Source organism: Caballeronia sp. LZ008 (assembly GCF_031451435.1).
Taxonomy (GTDB): Bacteria; Pseudomonadota; Gammaproteobacteria; order Burkholderiales; family Burkholderiaceae; genus Caballeronia; species Caballeronia zhejiangensis.
Map to the genome: position 1 here is coordinate 183989 of NZ_JARUXK010000003.1, position 19304 is coordinate 203292.

Here is a 19304-nt window from a genome sequence, read left to right on the forward strand (position 1 = left end):
TTCATTCGGCAAGTCATCCGTAAGCACGCCTCGCACGCGCCCGTTCCCCGCCGAACGGCACAGCGATTGCTCCGTTCCTCCACGCGACAGCGTCCGAACCACGACCGCGCGACGGCCGTGTTCCGCCTTTCATCGTCACGGAGGATTCAGCATGGCTGGCAACGGCAGACTCAGTCCGCTCACGTTCTTTACGGCCATTGTGTTTATCGTCATCGGCGTGTTGCTGGCGGCGGGCGGAGCGTATCTCGTTGCGCTCAAAGGATCGTGGTACTACGTGATCGCGGGTGCGGCCATCGTGCTGACCGGGCTCTTGTTGTTGATCCGGCGGCGCTCCGCATTGCTGCTTTTCGCGCTGTTCCTGTTCGCCTCGACGATCTGGGCCGTCGTCGAAGTGCGTTTCGATTTCTGGCAACTCATGCCGCGCCTGTGGATCTGGCTGCTGCTCGCGATCTGGCTGCTGATTCCGTTCGTGCATCGCGGCGCGTTGTTCGGGCCGCCTTCGACATCGCGCGCCGCGCGCACGCCGCTCGCCGCCGCGATCATCCTCACGCTGCTGCTCGGCGTCGGCACCTGGTTCAATCATCCGCACGACCGGCCGGGGCGCATCGACGTGAACGTCGCCGCCGACGCCAATCAGCCCGATGCCAACGCCGCGACCGGCCGCGCGCCGGGCGACTGGGTCGACTATGGCGGCTCGCCGCTCGCGCAGCGTTACGCGCCGCTCGCCCGGATCACGCCGGATAACGCGCATCGGCTAAAGGTGGCGTGGACGTATCGCACCGGCGACATGCCCGGCCCCGACGATCCGACCGAAACCACCGACGAGAACACGCCGCTCAAGGTCGGCGACACGATTTTCCTGTGCACGCCGCATAGCAAGGCGATCGCGCTCGATGCCGCGAGCGGCAAGGAAAAGTGGCGTTTCGATCCGCAGATTCAGAGTCCGATCGGGTTCAAGCATTGGGAGCACATGACTTGCCGGGGCGTCGCTTATTACGATGCGTCGATGCATCCGATGCCCGCTGCCGCCGCGCCCGAAGCCAGCGCGCCCGCCGAAGCCGATGCGGCCTCCGCGCCTGCCGACGCATCCGCGCCCACGGAAGCGTCCGCGCCCGTGCAGACGCCCGCGCAAACCACGGCGCAGGCCGAATGTCCGCATCGCCTGTTCCTTCCGACCGCCGACGCCCGCCTGATCGCGCTCGACGCGGACACCGGCAAGCCGTGCGCGAGCTTCGGAAAGAACGGTGCAATCGATTTGCGCGCGAATATCGGGCCGTTCACGCCGGGCGGCTATTACTCGACCTCGCCGCCGGCGGTGTTCCGCAATCTCGTGATCGTCGGCGGTCATGTGACCGACAACGAATCGAACAACGAGCCGTCGGGCGTGATCCGCGCGTTCGACGTCAATGACGGCCATCTCGTCTGGAACTGGGATCCAGGCAATCCGGACGTCACCGAACCGATCGCGGCGGGCGGCACTTATGTGCGCAATTCGCCGAACATGTGGTCGATGTTCAGCGTCGACGAAAAGCGCGGCATGATTTTTCTGCCGATGGGCAACCAGACGCCCGATCAGTGGGGCGGCGAGCGCACGCCACAGGCCGAGAAGTTCGGCGCGGGCGTCGTCGCGCTCGATGCCGCGACGGGCAAGCTGCGCTGGAACTATCAGTTCACGCATCACGATCTGTGGGATATGGATGTGGGCGGGCAGCCGACGCTCGTCGATCTGCAGACGGCGCAGGGCACGCAGCCGGCGCTGATCGCATCGACGAAGCAGGGCAGCATCTACGTGCTGAATCGCGAAACCGGCCAGCCGATCGTGCCGATCAGCGAAGTCGCCGTGCCGGGCGGCGCGGCGAAAGGCGATCACACCGCGCCGACGCAGGCCGTTTCCGCGCTCAACTTCAACCCGCCGCGCGTGACGGAGGCGGACATGTGGGGCACGACGCCGTTCGATCAGCTTTGGTGCCGCATCAAGTTCAGGAGCCTGCGCTACGACGGGCCGTACACGCCGCCGTCGGAGCAGGGATCGCTCGTGTTTCCGGGTAACTTCGGCGTATTCGACTGGGGCGGGATTTCCGTCGATCCGGTGCGGCAGATTCTGATCGCGAATCCGGACTACATGGCGTTCACGTCGAAGCTGATTCCGCGTGACAAGATTCCCGAGGACAACGGCGAGAAGAAAGGCAGCGAAACGAGCGGCATCAAGCTCGCGCGCGGTACGCCGTTCGGCTTTGAGATCAGCGCGTTTCTTTCACCGCTCGGGATTCCGTGCCAGGCGCCGCCGTGGGGCTACATCGCGGGCGTCGATCTGCGCACGCAGAAGATTGCGTGGATGCACAAGAACGGCACCATCGTCGACAGCGCGCCGCTGCCGATTCCGATGCCGCTCGGCGTGCCGAGCCTCGGCGGGACGATCGTGACGGCGGGCGGCGTCGCGTTCCTGACGGGCACGCTCGATCAATACGTGCGCGCCTACGACGTGCGCGACGGCAAGAAGCTGTGGGAGGCGCGTCTGCCGGCGGGCGGTCAGGCCACGCCGATGAGCTACGCCGATGCAAGCGGCAAGCAATATGTGCTCGTGACGGCGGGCGGTCATGGCTCGCTCGGCACGAAGGCGGGCGACTATGTGATCGCCTATACGTTGCAGTGAATGCGAAAAAAAGCGCGGGAATTTTCTCCCGCGCCTGCACGTTACGTCCGGCGATAAGCCTCGGCCATGAGCGCGCTGACCTTGGCGCGCGCGCTCAGCGCATTGCGGACGGCGGCGACGATGAAGGAAACGAGGGCGATCGGCGTGGCAGCGATGATTCCCATGATGAACTCCGTACTAGGGGTAACTAACTAGGTAATAACCCTAGGTTAGCACATTATGACGCATTGCAACAAATATCTTTCGGGGAATTGACCGTACGCAAAGGCGAAACGCTCTGAAGGAGCATCCAGATGAAGACGCACTTTCCGGCTCGTATCGCGGCGATCGGCGCCGTTGTGCTCATCGCGGCGATCGTCGTCGCGTGCAGTGGCGGTTCCGGCGATAGCGCCACTTCGTCTGCGGCGAGCGGCGGCGCGCCGGCGGCGGCATCGAGCCCGTCGGGGGCATCGAGCCCGGCGGGGGCATCGGCGCCTCTGGCTGCGGTGTCGAAAGATGTCGTCACCTGGCACAACGACATCGCGCGCACCGGACAGCAACTCGCGGAAACCGTCCTCACGCCGGCGAACGTCAATCAGCGTACTTTCGGCAAGCTCGCGCTCTTTTCCGTCGATGGCGCCGTCGACGCGCAGCCGCTCTTTCTGGCGGGCGTACCGATCGCGGGCGGTACGCGCAACGTGCTCTACGTCGCGACGGAAAACGCCAGCGTCTACGCTTTCGACGCCGACAGCGGCGCGGTGCTGTGGAAAGTCTCGACGCTCGGCAGCGGCGAGTCGCCGAGCGACGACCACAACTGTCATCAGATCACGCCGACCATCGGTGTCACGGCGACGCCGGTCATCGACCGGACGCGCGGCCCGAATGGCGCGATGTATGTCGTCGGCATGTCGAAGGATGCGTCGGGCGCGTATCACCAGCGCATTCACGCGCTCGATGTCGCGACGGGCGCCGAGCTCTTCAACGGCCCCACCGAAATCCGGGCGACGTATCCGGGCAACGGCGCGGGCAGCCAGAACGGCACGCTGACGTTCGATCCCGGCCAGTACGCCGAGCGCGCGGCGTTGCTGCTGCTGAACGGCGTCGTCTACACGGCGTGGACTTCGCATTGCGACTTCATGCCGTACACCGGCTGGGTCATGGGCTACGACGCCGCGACCCTGCAACAGGCGAGCGTGCTGAACCTCACGCCGAACGGCCAGATGGGCTCGATCTGGATGAGCGGCGCGGGCCTTGCATCGGACGGCCAGGCGATCTTTTTCCTCGACGCCAACGGCACCTTCGATCCGACTCAAAACGCGCAGGAGATGCCGATCAACGGCAACTTCGGCAACGGTTTTTTGCGGCTGGAAACGTCGCCGCTCAGGGTGCAGGACTATTTCGAGCCGTCGAACACGGTGCAGGAGTCGAACGAGGACGAAGATCTCGGTTCCGGCGGCGCGATGGTGCTGCCGGACTTCACCGATGCGGGCGGCACGGTCCGGCATCTGGCGATCGGCGCGGGCAAGAACTCGACGATCTACGTCGTGAACCGCTTCTCGATGGGCAAGTTCGATTCGAACGCGGACCACATCTATCAGGAACTCGTCGGCCAGATTCGCGGGGCGATGTTCGGCGCGCCCGCGTATTTCAACAACACGGTCTATTTCGGCGCGGTCGGCGACAGCATTCGGGCGTTCGCGGTCAGCAACGCGTTGCTTTCGGCGACGTCGACGAGTCAGACGTCGAATGCGTTCGGCTTCCCCGGCGCGACGCCGAGCATTTCCGCGAACGGCACGGCGAACGGCATTCTGTGGGCGGCGGAGAACGGCGCGACAGGCGCGCTGCGCGCCTACGACGCGGCCAATCTCGCGCGCCAGCTCTACAGCAGCAACGACGCCGGCACGCGCGACCAGTTCGGTGCGGGCAACAAGTTCATCACGCCGATGATCGCGAACGGCAGGGTGTATGTCGGCACGAAGAACGGCGTCGCCGTGTTCGGGCTGTTGTCGAAATAGGATCGGCGCGCGAACGCGGCGCCGGGCGTGACGCCGCGAGCGCGCCGCAACTAGCCGAAACGCCGTGGAACGGTCGCGAAGTCATGTTAAGCTCTCGGTTCTTCGCTGGGGAGTAGCCGGCTTTCCTGCACAGGGAAAGCGCTCATGTCAACACGCTCGGTCGTTCAGGCCGTGGCATGAGCAGCCATCAAAGGTTGGCAAGACCATCGACAGAATTCGCGACCGGTCGGGCGCGCGTTCTGTCGTTCCATCTTGCCCGACCAGAGCGCTACTCGATGAATCTCGCCTCCACAATTTTTCTAGCCTTCGCCATGTCCACCGACGCGTTCGCCGCAGCCGTCGGCAAGGGCGCGACCCTGCACAAGCCGCGCATCGCGGAAGCGTTGAAGACCGGCGTGATCTTTGGCGTGATCGAAGCCCTGACGCCGCTCGTCGGCTGGGCGCTCGGCAGGGCGGCCGCGCAGTACGTCACCGCGTGGGATCACTGGATCGCGTTCGGCCTGCTCTTCCTGCTCGGCGCGCGCATGATCCGCGAAGGTTTCAGCAGCGTGAGCCACGAAGCGGAAAAGCCCAATTCGCATTCGTTCTGGGTGTTGGCGCTCACCGGTTTCGCGACCAGCATCGACGCGATGGCGGTCGGCGCGGGCCTCGCGTTCATCGATGTCGATATCTTCTCGACGGCCGCGACCATCGGTTTCGCGACGATGCTGATGGTGACGATCGGCGTGATGGTCGGCCGGCTCGTCGGCGCGACGATCGGCAAGCGGGCGGAAATCGTCGGCGGGCTGATTCTGATCGGCGTCGGCAGCGTCATTCTGGCCGAACATCTCGGCCATCTCGGCTGAGGATGCGCGCCTTGCCGCCGCGCGGCGTGAGAATCGCGAGCACGGCGGCGACGATGAAAAGCGCGGGCACGTCACCCGCCAGATGACCGAGGTGGCGCCCCGCGCCGCCGAACGACTGCACGGCCATGATCGCGCCGTGCACGACGCTCGACCACACCGTGAACCAGATGAGGCTCAGATGCCTCATCGGCTCGCGCGATGCGATCAGCAGGAAAACGCCGAGCGTCGCGTAGATGCCGACGATCATCATCGCGTATTCCGAATGGCCTTCGTGGCCGGCATCCCACGCCCATCCTGAAGGCCAGAGCAGCATGAGCGGATAGAAGGCGAAGAGCGCGATCAGCCCGACGACGGCGAGCACGATGCGCAGGCAGGCGAGGCGACGGGCGTCGTTCATGGCGGCTCCTTGGCGGCGCGACATGAGCGACAAGATACCGCGAAGCGCACCGCGAAAGCCATCGATGGCGGCAGGCGTTTCCACCAAAAATTGGCGCAAATAAAATAACAACGACTGCCATTAGGTCGATACGATTCATCATTCCACTGCCTTTAACCACAAATCCAGCACGTCATGCCACGTCCGATTTCCGCGCGCATCCATCTCGACGCCATCCGACAGAATCTTCAACTTGTCAAACGCACGGCGCCGTCGTCGCGCGTGTGGTCCGTCATCAAGGCGAATGCTTATGGTCACGGCATCGAGCGCATTTATCCGGCGCTCGCTGAAGCCGACGGCATCGCGCTGCTCGATCTCGATGAAGCCGTGCGCGTGCGCGAGCTCGGCTGGAAAAAGCCGATTCTTTTGCTCGAAGGCGTTTTCGAGCCCGCGGATGTCGAAACGGCGGATCGTCACCGGCTCACGGTCACGGTGCATTGCGACGAGCAGCTTGCGTTGCTGAAGGCGGCGCGGCCGAACGAGCGCATCGATATACAGTTGAAGATGAACTCGGGCATGAACCGGCTCGGCTATCGGCCGGGCGAATTCGTCGCGGCTTGGAAAAGGGCGTCAGATATCGCGGCGATCGGCTCGATCGGCCTGATGAGTCACTTCGCGAACGCCGACGAAGGCGCGATCGACTGGCAGATAGACGAATTCGAAGCGGCCACGCGCGATCTTCCCGGCACGCGCTCGCTGTCGAATTCGGCGGCGGTGCTGTGGCATCCGCGCGCGCATCGCGACTGGGTGCGGCCGGGCACGATCCTCTACGGCGCCTCGCCGACGGGCTGCGCGCGCCACATCGAGCATTTCCCGTTGCGCGCGGCGATGACGCTCGAGAGCCGCATCATCGGCGTGCAGACGCTCGCGGCGGGCGAGACGATCGGCTATGGCCGCACTTTCACCGCGGATCGCGCGATGAAGATCGGCGTGGTCGCATGCGGCTACGCGGACGGCTATCCGCGTCACGCGCCGACGGGCACGCCCGTCATCGTCGATGGCGTGCGTACGCGCATCGTCGGACGCGTGTCGATGGACATGCTCACCGTCGATCTCACGCCGTGTCCGGCTGCGGGCATCGGGTCGCCGGTGGAACTATGGGGCGAACGCGTCCGGGTCGATGAAGTGGCCGAACCGTCCGGCACGATCGGCTACGAGTTGATGTGCGCGCTCGCGCGGCGCGTGCCCGTCGCGATCGACGCGGGCGTTTCGAATCGGGCAGAAGCGCATTCGGCATGACGCTCACGATGACGCGTCTCGAAGGCAGTGCTTACGTTCGAAAATGCGCGATCACATCGGCGAGGATTTCGATGCCTTTGCGGATCTGCTCGACCGGCACGCTCGCATAGCCGAGGATGAGCCCGGCCGTCCGGTTCGACGTGCCGCCGCACGGCGCGACATGAAGCGGCGACACCGGATAGACGCCCACGCCGTTCGCATGCGCGGCGGCGACGAGCGCGGCTTCGTGCGCCGCGTCGATGAAGGGCAGCCACAGCGTGACGTGCAATCCGGCAGCCGTGCCCGTCGCGTGCGCGCGCTTCGGAAGAAGATCGGCGATGGCGTCGAGCAAGGCCGCGCGCCGCCGTTCGTATTCGCGCCGCACGCGCCGCACGTGACGCTCATACGCGCCGCTTTCGATTAGCGCCGCGAGCACGCGCTGATCGATGACGGCCGAATGACGATCCGCGAGCCGCTTCGCCTGACGGAACGCCGGCACGAGATCGTGCGGCAGGATCATGTAGCCGAGCCGCAGATGCGGCGAGAGCGCCTTCGAAAACGTGCCGATGTAGATCACGCGGCCATTCGTATCGATCGATTGCAAGGCGTCGATCGGGCGCTGGCCGTATCGGAACTCGCCGTCGTAATCGTCTTCGATGATCCACGCGTCGTGCCGTTGCGCCCATTCGAGCAATTCGAGACGGCGGCCGATCGGCAGCACGCCGCCCAGCGGAAATTGGTGCGATGGCGTCACGTAGGCGAGCCGCGCGCGTCCATCGGCGGGAAGGCGGCGCGTATCGAGACCGTGTTCGTCGACGGGCACCGGCAGCGCCACGCCGCCCGATGCCTCGAAGCAATGCCGCGCGATCAGATAGCCGGGATCTTCGAATGCGAAGGCGTCGCCGGGATCGAGCAGCAGGCGCGCGCAAAGATCGAGCGCCTGCTGCGTGCCGTTCACGACGACGATCTGATCGCTATCGCAGACGAGCCCGCGCGCGCGGCCGAGATACGCCTGCAACGCGCGCCTGAGCGACGCGTCGCCTTCGGGCGCGACGTAATAGAGGCTGTCCGGTTGATGCAGCAGTTCGGCCTGATACGCGCGTTTCCAGATCAACGAAGGAAAGTCGCGCGCGGACACTGCGCCGTACAGGAAGTTGATGCTGCCTTTCGTCACTTGCGCGAGAACGGGCATCGGCAGTGTGGAAACGCGCCGGCCATAGGCGGAAAGGGCGGGCGCGGTGCGTTCGGCGCGCGCGGGATTCGGCGGCGCGAGCGGCATCGGCGGCGTGGCGACTCGCGCGACGCGTCCCGCCGACGTGACGAGAAAGCCCTCCGCCGCGAGCTGTTCGTACGCTGCCGTGACGGTCGTGCGCGAGACGCCGAGATCGGCCGCCAGCGCGCGCGTCGAAGGTGCGGGAGCGCCGGCGGGCAAGGTGCCATCGGCGATCTGGGCGCGCAGCAGATCGTAAATGCGCCGTCCGGTGCCGATGGCGTCTTTCAACTGGACCATGAAAATTGCTCGAAACTGGATCTTCTTATTGTGCCTGTTTCGGGCGATAGTGACGGGATTCCGCCACTTTCCATCGGGCATCCAGGATGTATATTCCGCCGCATTTCGCCGAGACTCGCCCTGAAGAGCTGCATCGGATCATTCGTGCGCATCCGCTCGGAATGCTGGTGACGCACGACGCCGCCGGTCTCGACGCCAATCACATTCCGTTCGAGTTCGATCCGGCGCAGGGCGAGCATGGCTTGCTGACGGCGCACGTCGCGCGCGCCAACGACGTGTGGCAGCGTTGCCCGGGCGGCACGCCCGTCATGGTGATTTTTCGCGGCGCGGAGGGTTATGTCTCGCCGAACTGGTATCCGAGCAAGCATGAGACGCATCGGCAAGTGCCGACGTGGAACTACGAAGTCGTGCACGCGCACGGCGTGCTCACCGTGCGCGACGACGAGCAGTTCGTGCGCGGTCTCGTCGCGCGTCTGACGCGGCGGCACGAGGCGAACGAGCCGAAGCCGTGGAAGATGGGCGATTCCGAGCGCGAATTCATCGATGGGATGCTGCGGAATATCGTGGGCATCGAAATCGCGGTGACGTCGCTTGTCGGCAAGTCGAAGCTGAGTCAGAACAAGGAAACGCGCGATCGGATCGGCGCCGCGGATGCGCTCGACGCGCGGGGGAAAGGGGAGCTGGCGCGGGTGATGGTGCGGGCGGGAGACTAGTTCATGGCTTTTATTGCTTTTCTGATCGCGGCGATCGCTCTCGCCATTACGCCCGGTCCGGGCCTCGCGTATGTCGTGGCTCGCACTGTCGCTGGTGGTCGTTCCGAAGGCATGGCGTCGTGTCTCGGCACGGCGGTGGGCGGTCTCGTCCATGTGGCCGCGGCGGCGCTCGGGCTATCCCTGTTGATCGCGCGCTCGGCGACGCTCTTTAGCGTCGTGAAGTACGTCGGCGCGGCGTATCTGATTTATCTGGGCGTTCGGCTTCTGTTTCGCGAAGGCGAAGCGGGCGGCGTCGCGCCGGTTGCATCGCACGGTGCGCGGCGTGCGTTTCGCGAAGGCGTCCTGGTCGAAGCGCTCAACGTCAAGACGGCGCTGTTTTTTCTCGCCTTTCTTCCGCAGTTCGTTTCGCCGGGGCATGCGCTGATTCCGCAACTGGCGATGCTCGGGAGCATTTGCGTCGTGCTTAATACGCTTGTCGACGTGGGCGCGGTGCTCGCCGCTTCGCGTCTGCTGAAGTCGAGCGCCGCACGCGTCGCGCGCGCGAGGATGCTCACGCGGACCTCGGGCGTCGTCATGCTGGCATTGGGTGGATATCTCGCGTTTGCGCGGAGGGCGATCCCGAGTTAGGGAACCGGCCTCACGCGATTATCTGTTGCTCGCATGACCTTCCCTGAAGAGGGCTTCTAATCAATACTGCCGTGACTTTCGACGGCAAGCACACGGCTGCCGCAGGCGGTCAGATGCCCATCCAGCGCGACGCCATTGCCGTTCGTGTCGATCAACATATCGGAACACTGAATGATCGGGTTCGTGCCGTGTTCGGGGCATGTCACCAAGTCGCCCATTCTCGCGACCCCGCGGCCCTTGATGTCCATCGTGTCGGAGCCCGTGATGATGCGGCCGCCGTGGGTGGTCGCGTCGCCTACGCATGCTATTGAAGTCATTTTGGTTATCGTGCGGTTAGAATTTTTTCCAGATCGGTTCAGCGCTTGCGCCGGACAATTCGAAAATGAAGAATTTCACCGCGTCGAAATAGTCGGTGAATATGCAAGGATTGAACGAGGCGCCTCGCTCGTCGACGCATACGACCCAGTAACCATCTTCCTCGGACAGGCGCAACTCTCCAAACCCGATATGCGGGTCGTCACCTAAGCGGTAGGAATCACGCCTGATACCGCGAGCGCCAAGTTCAGCGGCGATGGCGTCGAGTAGCCTTTGCTGGTCGATGCCTTGACCAACATGAATCTCGTACGCTTTCTTGAGATCAATATCCATCGATCAACTCCTTTGTTCATCGTCGTCTCAAGAAGGCCCGTAGCTTTTGCTCGACGCTAACGACATGTTCACCCACGGCAAGACCACCGGGCAGACATGTATCTTACGGACGCTCCGTCCTTCTGGCATGTTTCCATTGTCGAGTCTCTCTAGCGGCCTTCGATGATTCTTCGATTGCGACGATTCGATTCGTCTACCTTGACTTGAATATCCCGATCGGCGGCAACGGCGTTGAGTCCGCCCGTAAGGCCAATCAGGTCCTTCGATATCAATCTGCCCGTCGCCGGATCATCGTACCGATGCCGGTTGTAATGAAGCCCCGTCTGACTTCGCCTGGACACAAACTCCTCGCGGGCAGGCCGCAGTCCCTTATCCAGCAAGCCGTCCAGCTCGACGAGCTCATGCACGAGAGAATTATTTTTGTAGACGCGATTCTAGACGCTCATCGGTAGCCCGAACTATGCGACTCGTCCGAGTAACGCTTGCTCGTTACCCGCAGTGGCTGACGGCGGCCGCAGGCCGACCGCAGACGCGGCGGAACTTGGCCGAAGCACACCGATGCGCCACGTTCGCGCAAGTCTTCGCCCACCGCGCCCGAATCCGTCAAGGCCGCGCAGCGCCCGAAGGGCTTGGTCTTGACGGTCATCGGTTCACCACGCTCCTTTTTCGTCGCTCTTGGCGCGCGGATGGCGCAGTTCCGCGAAGCTAGCGAATCTTAAAGCACGTCCACACGATACGGAACGCTTCGTGACCGTTCAGCAGTCGCAGCGCGAGAGCCGCTCGACCAAACCCTACTGGCAGCGAACCGAGCCGCCGTGTTTTCCGCGGCTCAAACTCGCCGGGCGATGGATCGAGCAGGCCGGGTTCACAGCAGGGCAGCGCGTCAAGGTCATGTTGAACATGGGCGGCTGATCATTACCGCCGAGTAGACGAAGGGCCGCGTAGCGGCCCTTCGAACTTAAAGATTAGCGATTCTCGACGTTGTATCTAGCTACTCTTGAGACGTCTTCATCTGGGTCATCGAAGAGCCCGCGGACTATCGATATAGGTGCCTTTTTGTTTGAGGCGATACCTTGCCGAACCACTGGATCCGGATCTCTCGCGAGGAGCTCAAACAACTCCACCGATAGTTTCCGCTTTACGGCAACGCTACGTCTGACATCAGATTCAAACTGGCAGAGCTCCGTCAATATTTCCAACGGAACAGTCTTGTTATGAGCAACCCATTTCCTGTAGCCCGGGAACCTCGAAATCACATCTTTCCAGACAGATACAGGAGCCTCTTCGTTAGCGGCTCGGTCGTACTCTTCCTTCATGAGACTATCTCTTAGCGCTATGAATTCTTCAGCAGACTGGATCATCTTGAGTCCTTGCACTGCAATGAATCAAGATTAACGTTTTTCCCGGTATCGCTCTTATGTTTACTCATGTAGTCGCCGTAAACATCGGCGTCAGCGACCCAAGCTCCATTCTTATCATAGACTTTCCAAGCGCTATTGCCATGCCCGGTTTGATCTTCGGACCACCACATGCCCGTGCTCGGATCGCGCAAGTATTTAGCGTAACCAACGCCTGATACATTGCCTGCGCAAACTCGATCAAATCGATTTATTTCCCATTCCTTTCTACAAGAGCACTTAGAATTTTGATTCGGCTTGTTTGACGTTTGCTTTCGTCCCGCTATCGCAGGAGTCTTCGATAAGCCAAACGGATCAACCCACTCGATCGGGTTCGGCGCATACTGATACGCGTTGAGTCCACCGGCCAGCCCAATCGGATCCTTCGAGATGAACCGCCCGCTCTGCGAATCATAGTACCGATGCCGATTGTAAACAAACCGCCAGGACACGCGCCCCGCGCACGCGGGGCGCTATCCCTTATATGGCTTGCCTCTACAGCCAGAAGCGCGCTCGCCAACAGAATTTTTTTCCTAGACGTGATTCTAGCCGCTCATCGGTAGACCGAACTATGCGACTTCTCCGAGTAGAGCTTGCTCGTAGGCCGCCGACAGACGGCAGACGCGGCGGAACAGGGCGCTCGCAGACCGACGCTCCACTTTTGCGCAGGCGCATCGCCCGCTACCTCTTTAGCCGCTCGCTTTTGACTTGGATTTGCTTTTGATTTCGCCGCGTGAGCGGCGCTGGTCCTCTTGGGGGTGCCCGCGTGGCCGAAGGCTACGCCGGCGGGGCTGTACACACTCGCGCGTGCGCGCTGACTATGTTTTGTTCGTGCTCAACAGATTTGGCCGCGACGCGGCCACTGGAATATTCTTGTGCGCAGCGCGCACCCGGCAGGGCCGGGGGCGCAAGACATAGCGCGTATTAGCGCATTCTGGCGGGCTGGGCAGTGGCAAGCGTTCCTTGCTGCTAGACCAGCCCGCCAGAATGCGCTAATACGCCTTTGCGTTATGTTAAATGCGCGCAGCGCATTTACCCCCGGCCCTTCGTGCGCTCCGGCCCGCAGGGCCGCACTTCCTTCTTTGGCTTCACTCACGACACCGCGTCGACGACGCCGGTTCTTCTTCTCTGGATGCGCCTTTCTCGTTCTTCACTTTTATTCGGCGCATCACTCACGCAGTCCCGTCGATGACGCCGGTTCTTCGTCCTTCACTTTTTACTGCGCGTCCTCGTCCGCCTCGGCATCAATGGCAGCTAAGAGAGAAGCGGTCAGCTTCGCCGGATGCGTGGCCGCGTGAATCTCCTTGAGCTTGCCGATCGCCACCTGCGTGTAAATCTGCGTGCTCGACAGATCCGCGTGACCCAGCAGCGCCTGAATGAATCGCACGTCCGAGCCGTTCTCCAGCATGTGCGTCGCGCACGCATGACGTAACGCGTGACACGCGCCGTTGCCGATGCCCGCCAACTCCATGTACCGCTTCACCAGATCCGTCAACCGATTGCCGCTGTATGCCTCGCCGTAATCCGTCAGAAACAGCGTCCAGTCATCCTGACGCACCACCAGCATCGGCCTGACTTCATCCAGATAACGCTGAACCCAGTAACACGCCCGCTCGCCCATCGGGATATACCGGTCGCGCCGTCCCTTGCCTTGGCGAATCATCACCGTGCGTCCTTCCAGATCGATCTCCGATACCGTCAGGTTCATCAACTCCATCCGACGTATCCCCGTGCTGTACAGCACTTCCAGCATCGCCCGGTCGCGCGCACCCGTGATCCCGCTCACGTCCGGCTGCGCCATCAGCCGCTCCACCTGCACCACCGACAGCACCACGCGCGGCAGCAGCTTCGGCGCACGCGGCAACACCAGCTCGGAGGCCGCGTTGTACTGCACGTACCGCTCGCGTGCCAGCCACTTGCACCACCCGCGCAGCGGCGTGAGCATCGTCTCCTGCGTGCGGATCGACAGCGGCTTGCCATCCTTCTTCCGATACAGGTACAGATACCGTTGATACGCCTCCAGCACCGCCCGCGTGATCTCTTCGGGCTGACTCAGACCGCGCGCCTCGCACCATCCAACGAACCGCTCAAGCCGCACCGCGCGGCCTTTTACCGTTTGTTCCGTGCGACCCGTCGCCTCCAGCCATTCCACATACAAGCGCACATAGATCATCAGCGCGTTATCGAGCGTCTCCACGCTGCTGATCGCCTCGCTGCGCTTTTTCCTCAAGCGGCGCTTGGCACGGCGCACCACCGGCTTGTGTTCTTCCGTCATCACGCGCGCGCCTCATGTAAGTACGGTACGACGCACTCCGAATTATTTTGTTCACAGATATGCGTTTTTGCGCCATTCACGCGATCATTCGACCTCGGCCTTGTGCCATCAGCGTTGACGGGATTTTCTGCAGCCCGACCACCCACCGACCACGGGCCGACCGCACCCCGACCGGGGGCCGACCGCTCTGCATTTACCCCCGACCGCTGCGCGTCGTACTTCAACTTCTCAACGTCGATCAGCCCCGACAGATGCAGCGCATCATCACTGCCACCGTCATAGATCAGCTCGTATTCGAAGCCCTGACCGCGCGCCGCGCGATGGATCAACAGGTATTCCAGCTCGGCCAGCCGCGACAGATGTAGCTTCAGTTGCGTGTCGCTTTGCCCCGTCCACGACCGAACCTCACGCCTGCTAAACCTCACCGACTCGCGCGGCAACGGACTGGCCTTCACCGCCTCAACGATCTGATCCAAGACGCGCCGCGTCACCGGCGGCAGCTCGTCCAGACTGCGCCCCAACACCTCATGCACGATCCGGTTCGCCGCCTCGATATCCGAGAGCGTCACCTCAATGTACGCCAGCGTCTCGCCCGCGTGCGCGATCGTTTTGATTTCCCGTTGATGCTGATGCAGCAGCGCGATCGTATCGATCAAGGTCAGATACTTTTCGTGATCCCGACGCGTGCGCGTGCGATCCGACAGAAACGTGAGCTGGTCCGCGAACGGATTCACCACCGCCAACGGTTTCAACAACCGCTGCGCGTTGCGATGCACGTTCAACAGCTGTTCCTTCTGCGCCTTCAGCTTCAAGCCTTCCAGCGTGCGCTTCTGACGCTGCAAACGGTGAATGGCTTCGGTCTGCTCGCGCCCTTCATCGACCGTCAGAATCAGGCAGCGATTCAACAATTCCTCGTCGATCTCGATGGCCGTCGTCGTCAGCATGATCGACACCGGTCCTTCCACGCGATATTCCTGCGTCACCAGATTGCCCGTCTCCGCGTCCTTGCCCGTCGAAGCAATCGTCAGCTCGCCGTCCGACTGCAACAGCTTGAGCGCATACGCCGCACGGCTCGCGCCTTCCTCTTCGCAGATCGCCAGCACCTTGTGTTTCAGATTCGTCTCGCCCATGTAGAACAGGCTTTGTCCCGTCATCGCGCTGTACTTGATGCGCTCTTCCTCCGGCACGAACGCCAGCACCGCATCCATGAGCGAACTCTTGCCCGCCGCGCTGCTCGATTGAATCACCACCGCCAGCGGCGTATCCAGCTTCCTCGACACCGCCGCCAAGTAGCCAACGAGCTTATTGGTCTCTTCACCCACCACGCCGCACGCCGCGAAGTCAGCCACGATCCGCCCGAGCAAGTCCGGCGCGTTCAGCAGCTCCAGCGCCGCGCGCCGATCCGCCTCGCTCATGTCTTGCGATGACGCGGGCGCGTCCGCCTGCGCCTGCAACAGCTCCAGCTTCAGCAGCACGCGCCCCAGGTCGGCCTTCACCGTTTCCTCTTTAACGCGCAGCTCCGCCGCCACGCGCGCGATGTAGTTCGCCCGCGCCTTCGCGTGGTACAGGTCCAGCGTGTCTACATGGAACCATTCGCCGGAACTGGCCAGCACGTTCACCTTCAGCACGCCCGCCGCTTTCGCATCGAATCCGCGCACCCGATAACGCACCGCGCCCAACGCAAACACGATCTCCGCTTCGCTCACCTCACACGCGATCTCCAACGCCGGCGCGGCTGGCTCCACAGCAGCAGGCAGAGAACTGACAGGGTGTAATTTTTCCGACGCCGCTTCAACCGCTTCTTTAGCGGCTAAAGAAGGCGCGGGCTTCACCACTGCGGCCAGATCGGGCGACGCCGCGCGCTCTGGCGCCTTCCCGTTCCCGAGCCATTCCCCAGCGCGAATCAGCGCACCCAGACTCTTCGATGCAGGCGTGACCTTCAGCGCATATTCATTCGCGTCCAGACCGTGCGGCAGCTTCAGCCGATAGCAGCCGAAACCCTCCGCCATCAGCCGCTCCGCGAGCTTCGCCGCGCCCGCATCGCCCGCCGCGTCACGATCAAACGCGATGATCACGCGCTCCACGCCCGACGCCTTGATGAGCGCCAGGTGATCGTCCGTGAATCCCTCCACGCCGAACGCCGCCGTCACGTTCGTATAGCCCGCGCTCCAGAACGTCAACGCATCGATGATCGCCTCGCACACGATCACTTCCTTCTGAGCGCGCACGCCTTGCGCGTTGAACACGCCTCGCCGCGGTCCCGGCAGATACAGGTGATACGCCGTGCCCGAGCGCAGCCGCTCGCCGATCTTGCGGCCATACAAACCCGCCACTGCGCCCGATTCATCGAACCACGGAAACACCACGCAACCATTCAAATGCTCGTGACCGCTCTCGCGCACCACGCCCACCGTCTGCAGCCGCGCGCGGATCGCTTCACCCGCCTGACGGTTCTTCTCCGGCAGACGCAGCCCGAGCGTGCGATTCGCAAAGCCCAGTTTGAAGTGCTCCACCGCGCCCAGAATCCCGCGCTTCTCCAGATACGCCAACGCCTCGGGCGAACTCTTGAGCGTCTGGTGGAATAGTCCACCACCTGCGTTAAGAGCGCGCCATCGTCCGCACTCACCGACACTGGCGCTTCCAGCGCGCGCACGGTCGAATGCTTCACGCCAGTTTTAGCGGCTAAAGAGGAGTGACCTTCGCGCAGCAGCTCCACCGCGTGACGAAACGAGATCCCGCTTGCCTTCATGACCCAATCCACCGGGCCGCCGCCCGCACCGCAGCCGAAGCAGTGCCACAGGTTCTTCGCGGGCGTCACCACCAGCGAGGGCGTGCCGTCCTCATGGAACGGACAGCGACCGCGCCAGTCGCGGCCCGACTTCGCCAGCTCCACGCCCCTGCGCGCGCACCAGTTGCTCCACCGACACTTCAACCTTTAGCCGCTCAAGCTCGACTTCTGCGATGCGCGCCATGAATCAGTCCTCCGGCTAAAAACCTGTCAAGACTCTCCATAGATATCTTTATGCTACCTCATGTGATATCATTGGACAAGCAATCGAGATAGGGGTCTTACAGTGATGGCTGTCTTGTCTACTTGGTTTCCAGCATGGAATTTTCAGAGCGCCTGACCGCACTGCGTAAGGCCCGCGGTCTCACCCAACTGGCTTTGGCTGAAGCCATCGATCTGTCCGTGCTTCAGATTCGCCGCTATGAAGGCGGCAATTCACAGCCCACGCTGGACGTTATCCGCCGACTCGCAATTGCGCTCGGCGTGAGCTCCGATGCGTTAGTTTTTGATGAGGGCGAGCGCGGCCCCGATGACGTGCTGCGTTACCAGTTCGAAACCATCGCGCGTATGCCCGAGCAAGAACAACAGCTCGTGCGCGGCGTGCTCGATGCATTGATCCTCAAGAATCAAGTCGCGGGCGCAATGGCGCGTGTGAGTGAGAGCGAGAAACAGCCCGCGCGCAGAACGCGCAAAGAGAGCAACGAAGAGAAGAGATCACACCGGTAAACGAAGCGCGGGCCGTGAGTGCTACCAACACTCACGGCCCGCTCACCACCACCAACTCACTACAGGAGTTGACTATGGCTGACGCCAATCTTAAAGCACGCCCACCCGTCACGGAACGGTTCGTAACCGTTCAGCAGTCACGCCGCGAGAACCGCAGCCGAAACTGGCACCTGCCGTTTCACCGACGCACCGAGCCGCCGCTTTATCCGTGGCTCAAGCTCGCCGGTCGATGGATCGAGCACGCCGGGTTTGAAGCAGGCCAGCGCGTAAAAATCAACGTTGAACACGGACGGCTCACCATTACCACCGAATAGACGAACGGAGGGCCGCCAAAGCGGCCCTTCGTTGGTTCAATACCTCGTCACTCTGACGAGACTACTCCTCATCTAGATACACCGTCGGACCAGTAAGCGAAATGAACTGACAGAGAAACTTGATTTCCAACGACTCGCCAGTAATTCGAACCCCGTATTTATCCGATACTTTAGTAATACAGAGGGTAGATATATTTCGCGCGTTCCAGCCCAATACCTGTAATTCGCTAACAACCGCACAATAGATTCCTACACGGCATCGATTGAAGTTCTTCCATTTTTCGGGAGGACGATCAGGAATTTGATCGATAAGATCAAAGTTCGCTACAAACACTTTCCCGTCTCTCTTTAGTGAGATATCGAACAAATCAATCTTTTCCGTCGTCGGGCTGTAGCTAAAGACCCGACGCAACAACTCTGCGCCCGCGAGTTCAACAAGTTTCATTGTCACTCCTAGAACGGATAATGAGCTTGAGTGCCGGGAACTTTACCCGTACGAGGATTTGTACATGGCCGAGCATTAAAGTGCGGACCTTGGTCACCCACACCTCCTTCGCCATAATAATGGCCAGCACCATGATCTTGCACTAAGACCACGGTCCCGTCAGCGCGCGTGAATTGATACTCCCTGGTCCAGATTGGTTGATTATTTTTATCGAGGACCGGCGATCCGTCTGCGCCCGTCATCATGACCTGATTGTATTGCCCCATCTGGCCGGTCTTCTCATTGAGAACTCGATCAGGCTGGTGACTTAGCGGAATCCTCAAATCACGTTTGGCTTGACGGAATGCGCCCTTACGTCCGGGACATGGGGCTAGGCCGAGCGGATCGACCCAGCGAGTCGAATTGCCGTTGGCATATTGATAAACATTGATCCCACCCGCCAGCCCGATCGGATCTTTCGAGATGAACCGCCCCGTCGCCGGATCATAGTACCGATGCCGATTGTACGTCAGCCCCGTCTCGTCGTCCGCGTATTGGCCTTGGAACCGAATCGCGTTATCCGCTTCGGCCGGATCTGTCTTGCCATAGGGCGTTGGTTTCCTTCCGCCCCACGCCTTATACCGCGCCAGCCACACAACCTTACCCGACTCGTCCAGCAACTCCTGCGGCGTGCCAAGGTGGTCATTCTGATAGAACAGCGTCGCATGACGGCTCT

21 protein-coding genes, 3 pseudogenes and 1 riboswitch are annotated in these 19304 nt (G+C 62.2%); of the genes and pseudogenes, 9 read left to right on the forward strand and 15 right to left on the reverse strand.

Features of this window, described 5'->3' with window-relative positions; translation table 11 throughout:
• The first annotated feature begins 151 nt into the window (after nt 1-151).
• Nucleotides 152-2653, forward strand: a complete 2502-nt coding sequence (locus QCE49_RS19955; protein ID WP_250460177.1) for a glucose/quinate/shikimate family membrane-bound PQQ-dependent dehydrogenase — start codon at nt 152-154, stop codon at nt 2651-2653.
• A 41-nt stretch (nt 2654-2694) separates the two neighbouring features.
• On the opposite strand, the gene QCE49_RS19960 is transcribed toward QCE49_RS19955, so the two are convergent.
• A complete protein-coding gene (locus QCE49_RS19960) occupies nt 2695-2817 on the reverse strand; it encodes a hypothetical protein (protein WP_268811544.1) in 123 nt (40 codons plus the stop codon).
• Nucleotides 2818-2946: 129 nt separating this feature from the next.
• On the opposite strand from QCE49_RS19960, the gene QCE49_RS19965 reads away from it, so the two are divergent.
• Both QCE49_RS19965 and mntP read left to right on the forward strand, forming a co-directional pair.
• Nucleotides 2947-4647, forward strand: coding sequence for a PQQ-binding-like beta-propeller repeat protein (locus QCE49_RS19965; RefSeq protein WP_250460179.1), 1701 nt, complete (start codon nt 2947-2949; stop codon nt 4645-4647).
• A gap of 95 nt (nt 4648-4742) precedes the next feature.
• Nucleotides 4743-4913, forward strand: a riboswitch (yybP-ykoY riboswitch).
• Nucleotides 4914-4922: 9 nt separating this feature from the next.
• Nucleotides 4923-5492: a manganese efflux pump MntP gene (gene mntP / locus QCE49_RS19970; protein ID WP_250437052.1), complete on the forward strand. Its 570-nt coding sequence runs from the start codon at nt 4923-4925 to the stop codon at nt 5490-5492.
• Here mntP and QCE49_RS19975 read toward each other — a convergent pair.
• Nucleotides 5458-5889 (reverse strand): DUF6632 domain-containing protein, encoded by a 432-nt coding sequence (locus QCE49_RS19975; protein ID WP_008347415.1) that lies wholly within the window; start codon nt 5887-5889, stop codon nt 5458-5460. The two genes, mntP and QCE49_RS19975, sit on opposite strands and share 35 nt — an antisense overlap.
• 174 nt (nt 5890-6063) lie before the next feature.
• Here QCE49_RS19975 and alr point away from each other — a divergent pair, with 174 nt between their 5' ends.
• The gene (gene alr / locus QCE49_RS19980) at nt 6064-7167 is read left to right on the forward strand and encodes an alanine racemase (RefSeq protein ID WP_250460181.1); all 1104 of its coding nucleotides are present in this window, start codon (nt 6064-6066) and stop codon (nt 7165-7167) included.
• Between the two features lie 31 nt (nt 7168-7198).
• Here the strand turns inward: alr and QCE49_RS19985 are convergent, their stop codons facing one another.
• Entirely contained in the window at nt 7199-8656 is a 1458-nt protein-coding gene (locus QCE49_RS19985; RefSeq protein WP_250460183.1) for a PLP-dependent aminotransferase family protein, read from the reverse strand.
• A gap of 86 nt (nt 8657-8742) precedes the next feature.
• Here QCE49_RS19985 and QCE49_RS19990 point away from each other — a divergent pair, with 86 nt between their 5' ends.
• On the forward strand, nt 8743-9369 hold the full coding sequence (locus QCE49_RS19990; protein WP_250437057.1) for an FMN-binding negative transcriptional regulator: 627 nt from the start codon (nt 8743-8745) through the stop codon (nt 9367-9369).
• Between the two features lie 3 nt (nt 9370-9372).
• Complete coding sequence (locus tag QCE49_RS19995) at nt 9373-9996, forward strand: LysE family translocator (RefSeq protein WP_008347419.1); 624 nt, start codon at nt 9373-9375, stop codon at nt 9994-9996.
• 56 nt (nt 9997-10052) lie between these two features.
• On the opposite strand, the gene QCE49_RS20000 is transcribed toward QCE49_RS19995, so the two are convergent.
• The 3 genes from QCE49_RS20000 to QCE49_RS20010 all read right to left on the reverse strand — a co-directional run bounded on the left by QCE49_RS20000 (nt 10053) and on the right by QCE49_RS20010 (nt 11051).
• The gene (locus QCE49_RS20000; protein ID WP_175981964.1) at nt 10053-10313 is read right to left on the reverse strand and encodes a PAAR domain-containing protein; all 261 of its coding nucleotides are present in this window, start codon (nt 10311-10313) and stop codon (nt 10053-10055) included.
• A gap of 16 nt (nt 10314-10329) precedes the next feature.
• Nucleotides 10330-10644, reverse strand: a complete 315-nt coding sequence (locus tag QCE49_RS20005) for a hypothetical protein (protein ID WP_250460186.1) — start codon at nt 10642-10644, stop codon at nt 10330-10332.
• A gap of 149 nt (nt 10645-10793) precedes the next feature.
• Nucleotides 10794-11051 carry an RHS repeat-associated core domain-containing protein gene (locus QCE49_RS20010; RefSeq protein ID WP_309806342.1) on the reverse strand — a complete coding sequence of 86 codons (258 nt, stop codon included), beginning with the start codon at nt 11049-11051 and terminating at the stop codon, nt 10794-10796.
• A gap of 340 nt (nt 11052-11391) precedes the next feature.
• Here QCE49_RS20010 and QCE49_RS20015 point away from each other — a divergent pair, with 340 nt between their 5' ends.
• Nucleotides 11392-11556, forward strand: coding sequence for a SymE family type I addiction module toxin (locus tag QCE49_RS20015; protein WP_250460188.1), 165 nt, complete (start codon nt 11392-11394; stop codon nt 11554-11556).
• Nucleotides 11557-11609: 53 nt separating this feature from the next.
• On the opposite strand, the gene QCE49_RS20020 is transcribed toward QCE49_RS20015, so the two are convergent.
• The 7 genes and pseudogenes from QCE49_RS20020 to QCE49_RS20050 all read right to left on the reverse strand — a co-directional run bounded on the left by QCE49_RS20020 (nt 11610) and on the right by QCE49_RS20050 (nt 17288).
• Entirely contained in the window at nt 11610-12005 is a 396-nt protein-coding gene (locus tag QCE49_RS20020) for a hypothetical protein (RefSeq protein ID WP_175981960.1), read from the reverse strand.
• A gap of 331 nt (nt 12006-12336) precedes the next feature.
• A pseudogene (locus tag QCE49_RS34590) lies at nt 12337-12475 on the reverse strand (RHS repeat-associated core domain-containing protein); the annotation flags it as partial.
• 782 nt (nt 12476-13257) lie between these two features.
• The gene (gene xerC / locus QCE49_RS20030) at nt 13258-14316 is read right to left on the reverse strand and encodes a site-specific tyrosine recombinase XerC (RefSeq protein ID WP_250460190.1); all 1059 of its coding nucleotides are present in this window, start codon (nt 14314-14316) and stop codon (nt 13258-13260) included.
• Nucleotides 14316-16520 carry a toprim domain-containing protein gene (locus tag QCE49_RS20035; RefSeq protein ID WP_309806344.1) on the reverse strand — a complete coding sequence of 735 codons (2205 nt, stop codon included), beginning with the start codon at nt 16518-16520 and terminating at the stop codon, nt 14316-14318. The genes xerC and QCE49_RS20035 overlap by 1 nt, the downstream gene beginning before the upstream one ends.
• Nucleotides 16521-16628: 108 nt before the next feature.
• Nucleotides 16629-16886 (reverse strand): annotated as a pseudogene (locus QCE49_RS20040) (hypothetical protein); the annotation flags it as partial.
• A gap of 188 nt (nt 16887-17074) precedes the next feature.
• A pseudogene (locus tag QCE49_RS20045) lies at nt 17075-17209 on the reverse strand (CHC2 zinc finger domain-containing protein); the annotation flags it as partial.
• Complete coding sequence (locus QCE49_RS20050) at nt 17157-17288, reverse strand: hypothetical protein (protein WP_284508334.1); 132 nt, start codon at nt 17286-17288, stop codon at nt 17157-17159. The gene QCE49_RS20050 and the pseudogene QCE49_RS20045, both read right to left, overlap by 53 nt.
• Before the next feature lie 134 nt (nt 17289-17422).
• Between QCE49_RS20050 and QCE49_RS20055 the strand changes: the two genes are divergently transcribed.
• Nucleotides 17423-17830: a helix-turn-helix domain-containing protein gene (locus QCE49_RS20055; RefSeq protein WP_250460192.1), complete on the forward strand. Its 408-nt coding sequence runs from the start codon at nt 17423-17425 to the stop codon at nt 17828-17830.
• A 74-nt stretch (nt 17831-17904) separates the two neighbouring features.
• A complete protein-coding gene (locus QCE49_RS20060; protein WP_250460194.1) occupies nt 17905-18144 on the forward strand; it encodes a SymE family type I addiction module toxin in 240 nt (79 codons plus the stop codon).
• A 61-nt stretch (nt 18145-18205) separates the two neighbouring features.
• Here QCE49_RS20060 and QCE49_RS20065 read toward each other — a convergent pair whose 3' ends face one another.
• Both QCE49_RS20065 and QCE49_RS20070 read right to left on the reverse strand, forming a co-directional pair.
• On the reverse strand, nt 18206-18589 hold the full coding sequence (locus tag QCE49_RS20065) for an Imm50 family immunity protein (RefSeq protein ID WP_250460196.1): 384 nt from the start codon (nt 18587-18589) through the stop codon (nt 18206-18208).
• An 8-nt stretch (nt 18590-18597) separates the two neighbouring features.
• Nucleotides 18598-19304 (reverse strand): RHS repeat-associated core domain-containing protein (locus QCE49_RS20070; RefSeq protein WP_309806346.1); only part of this gene is annotated, 707 nt, incomplete at its 5' end.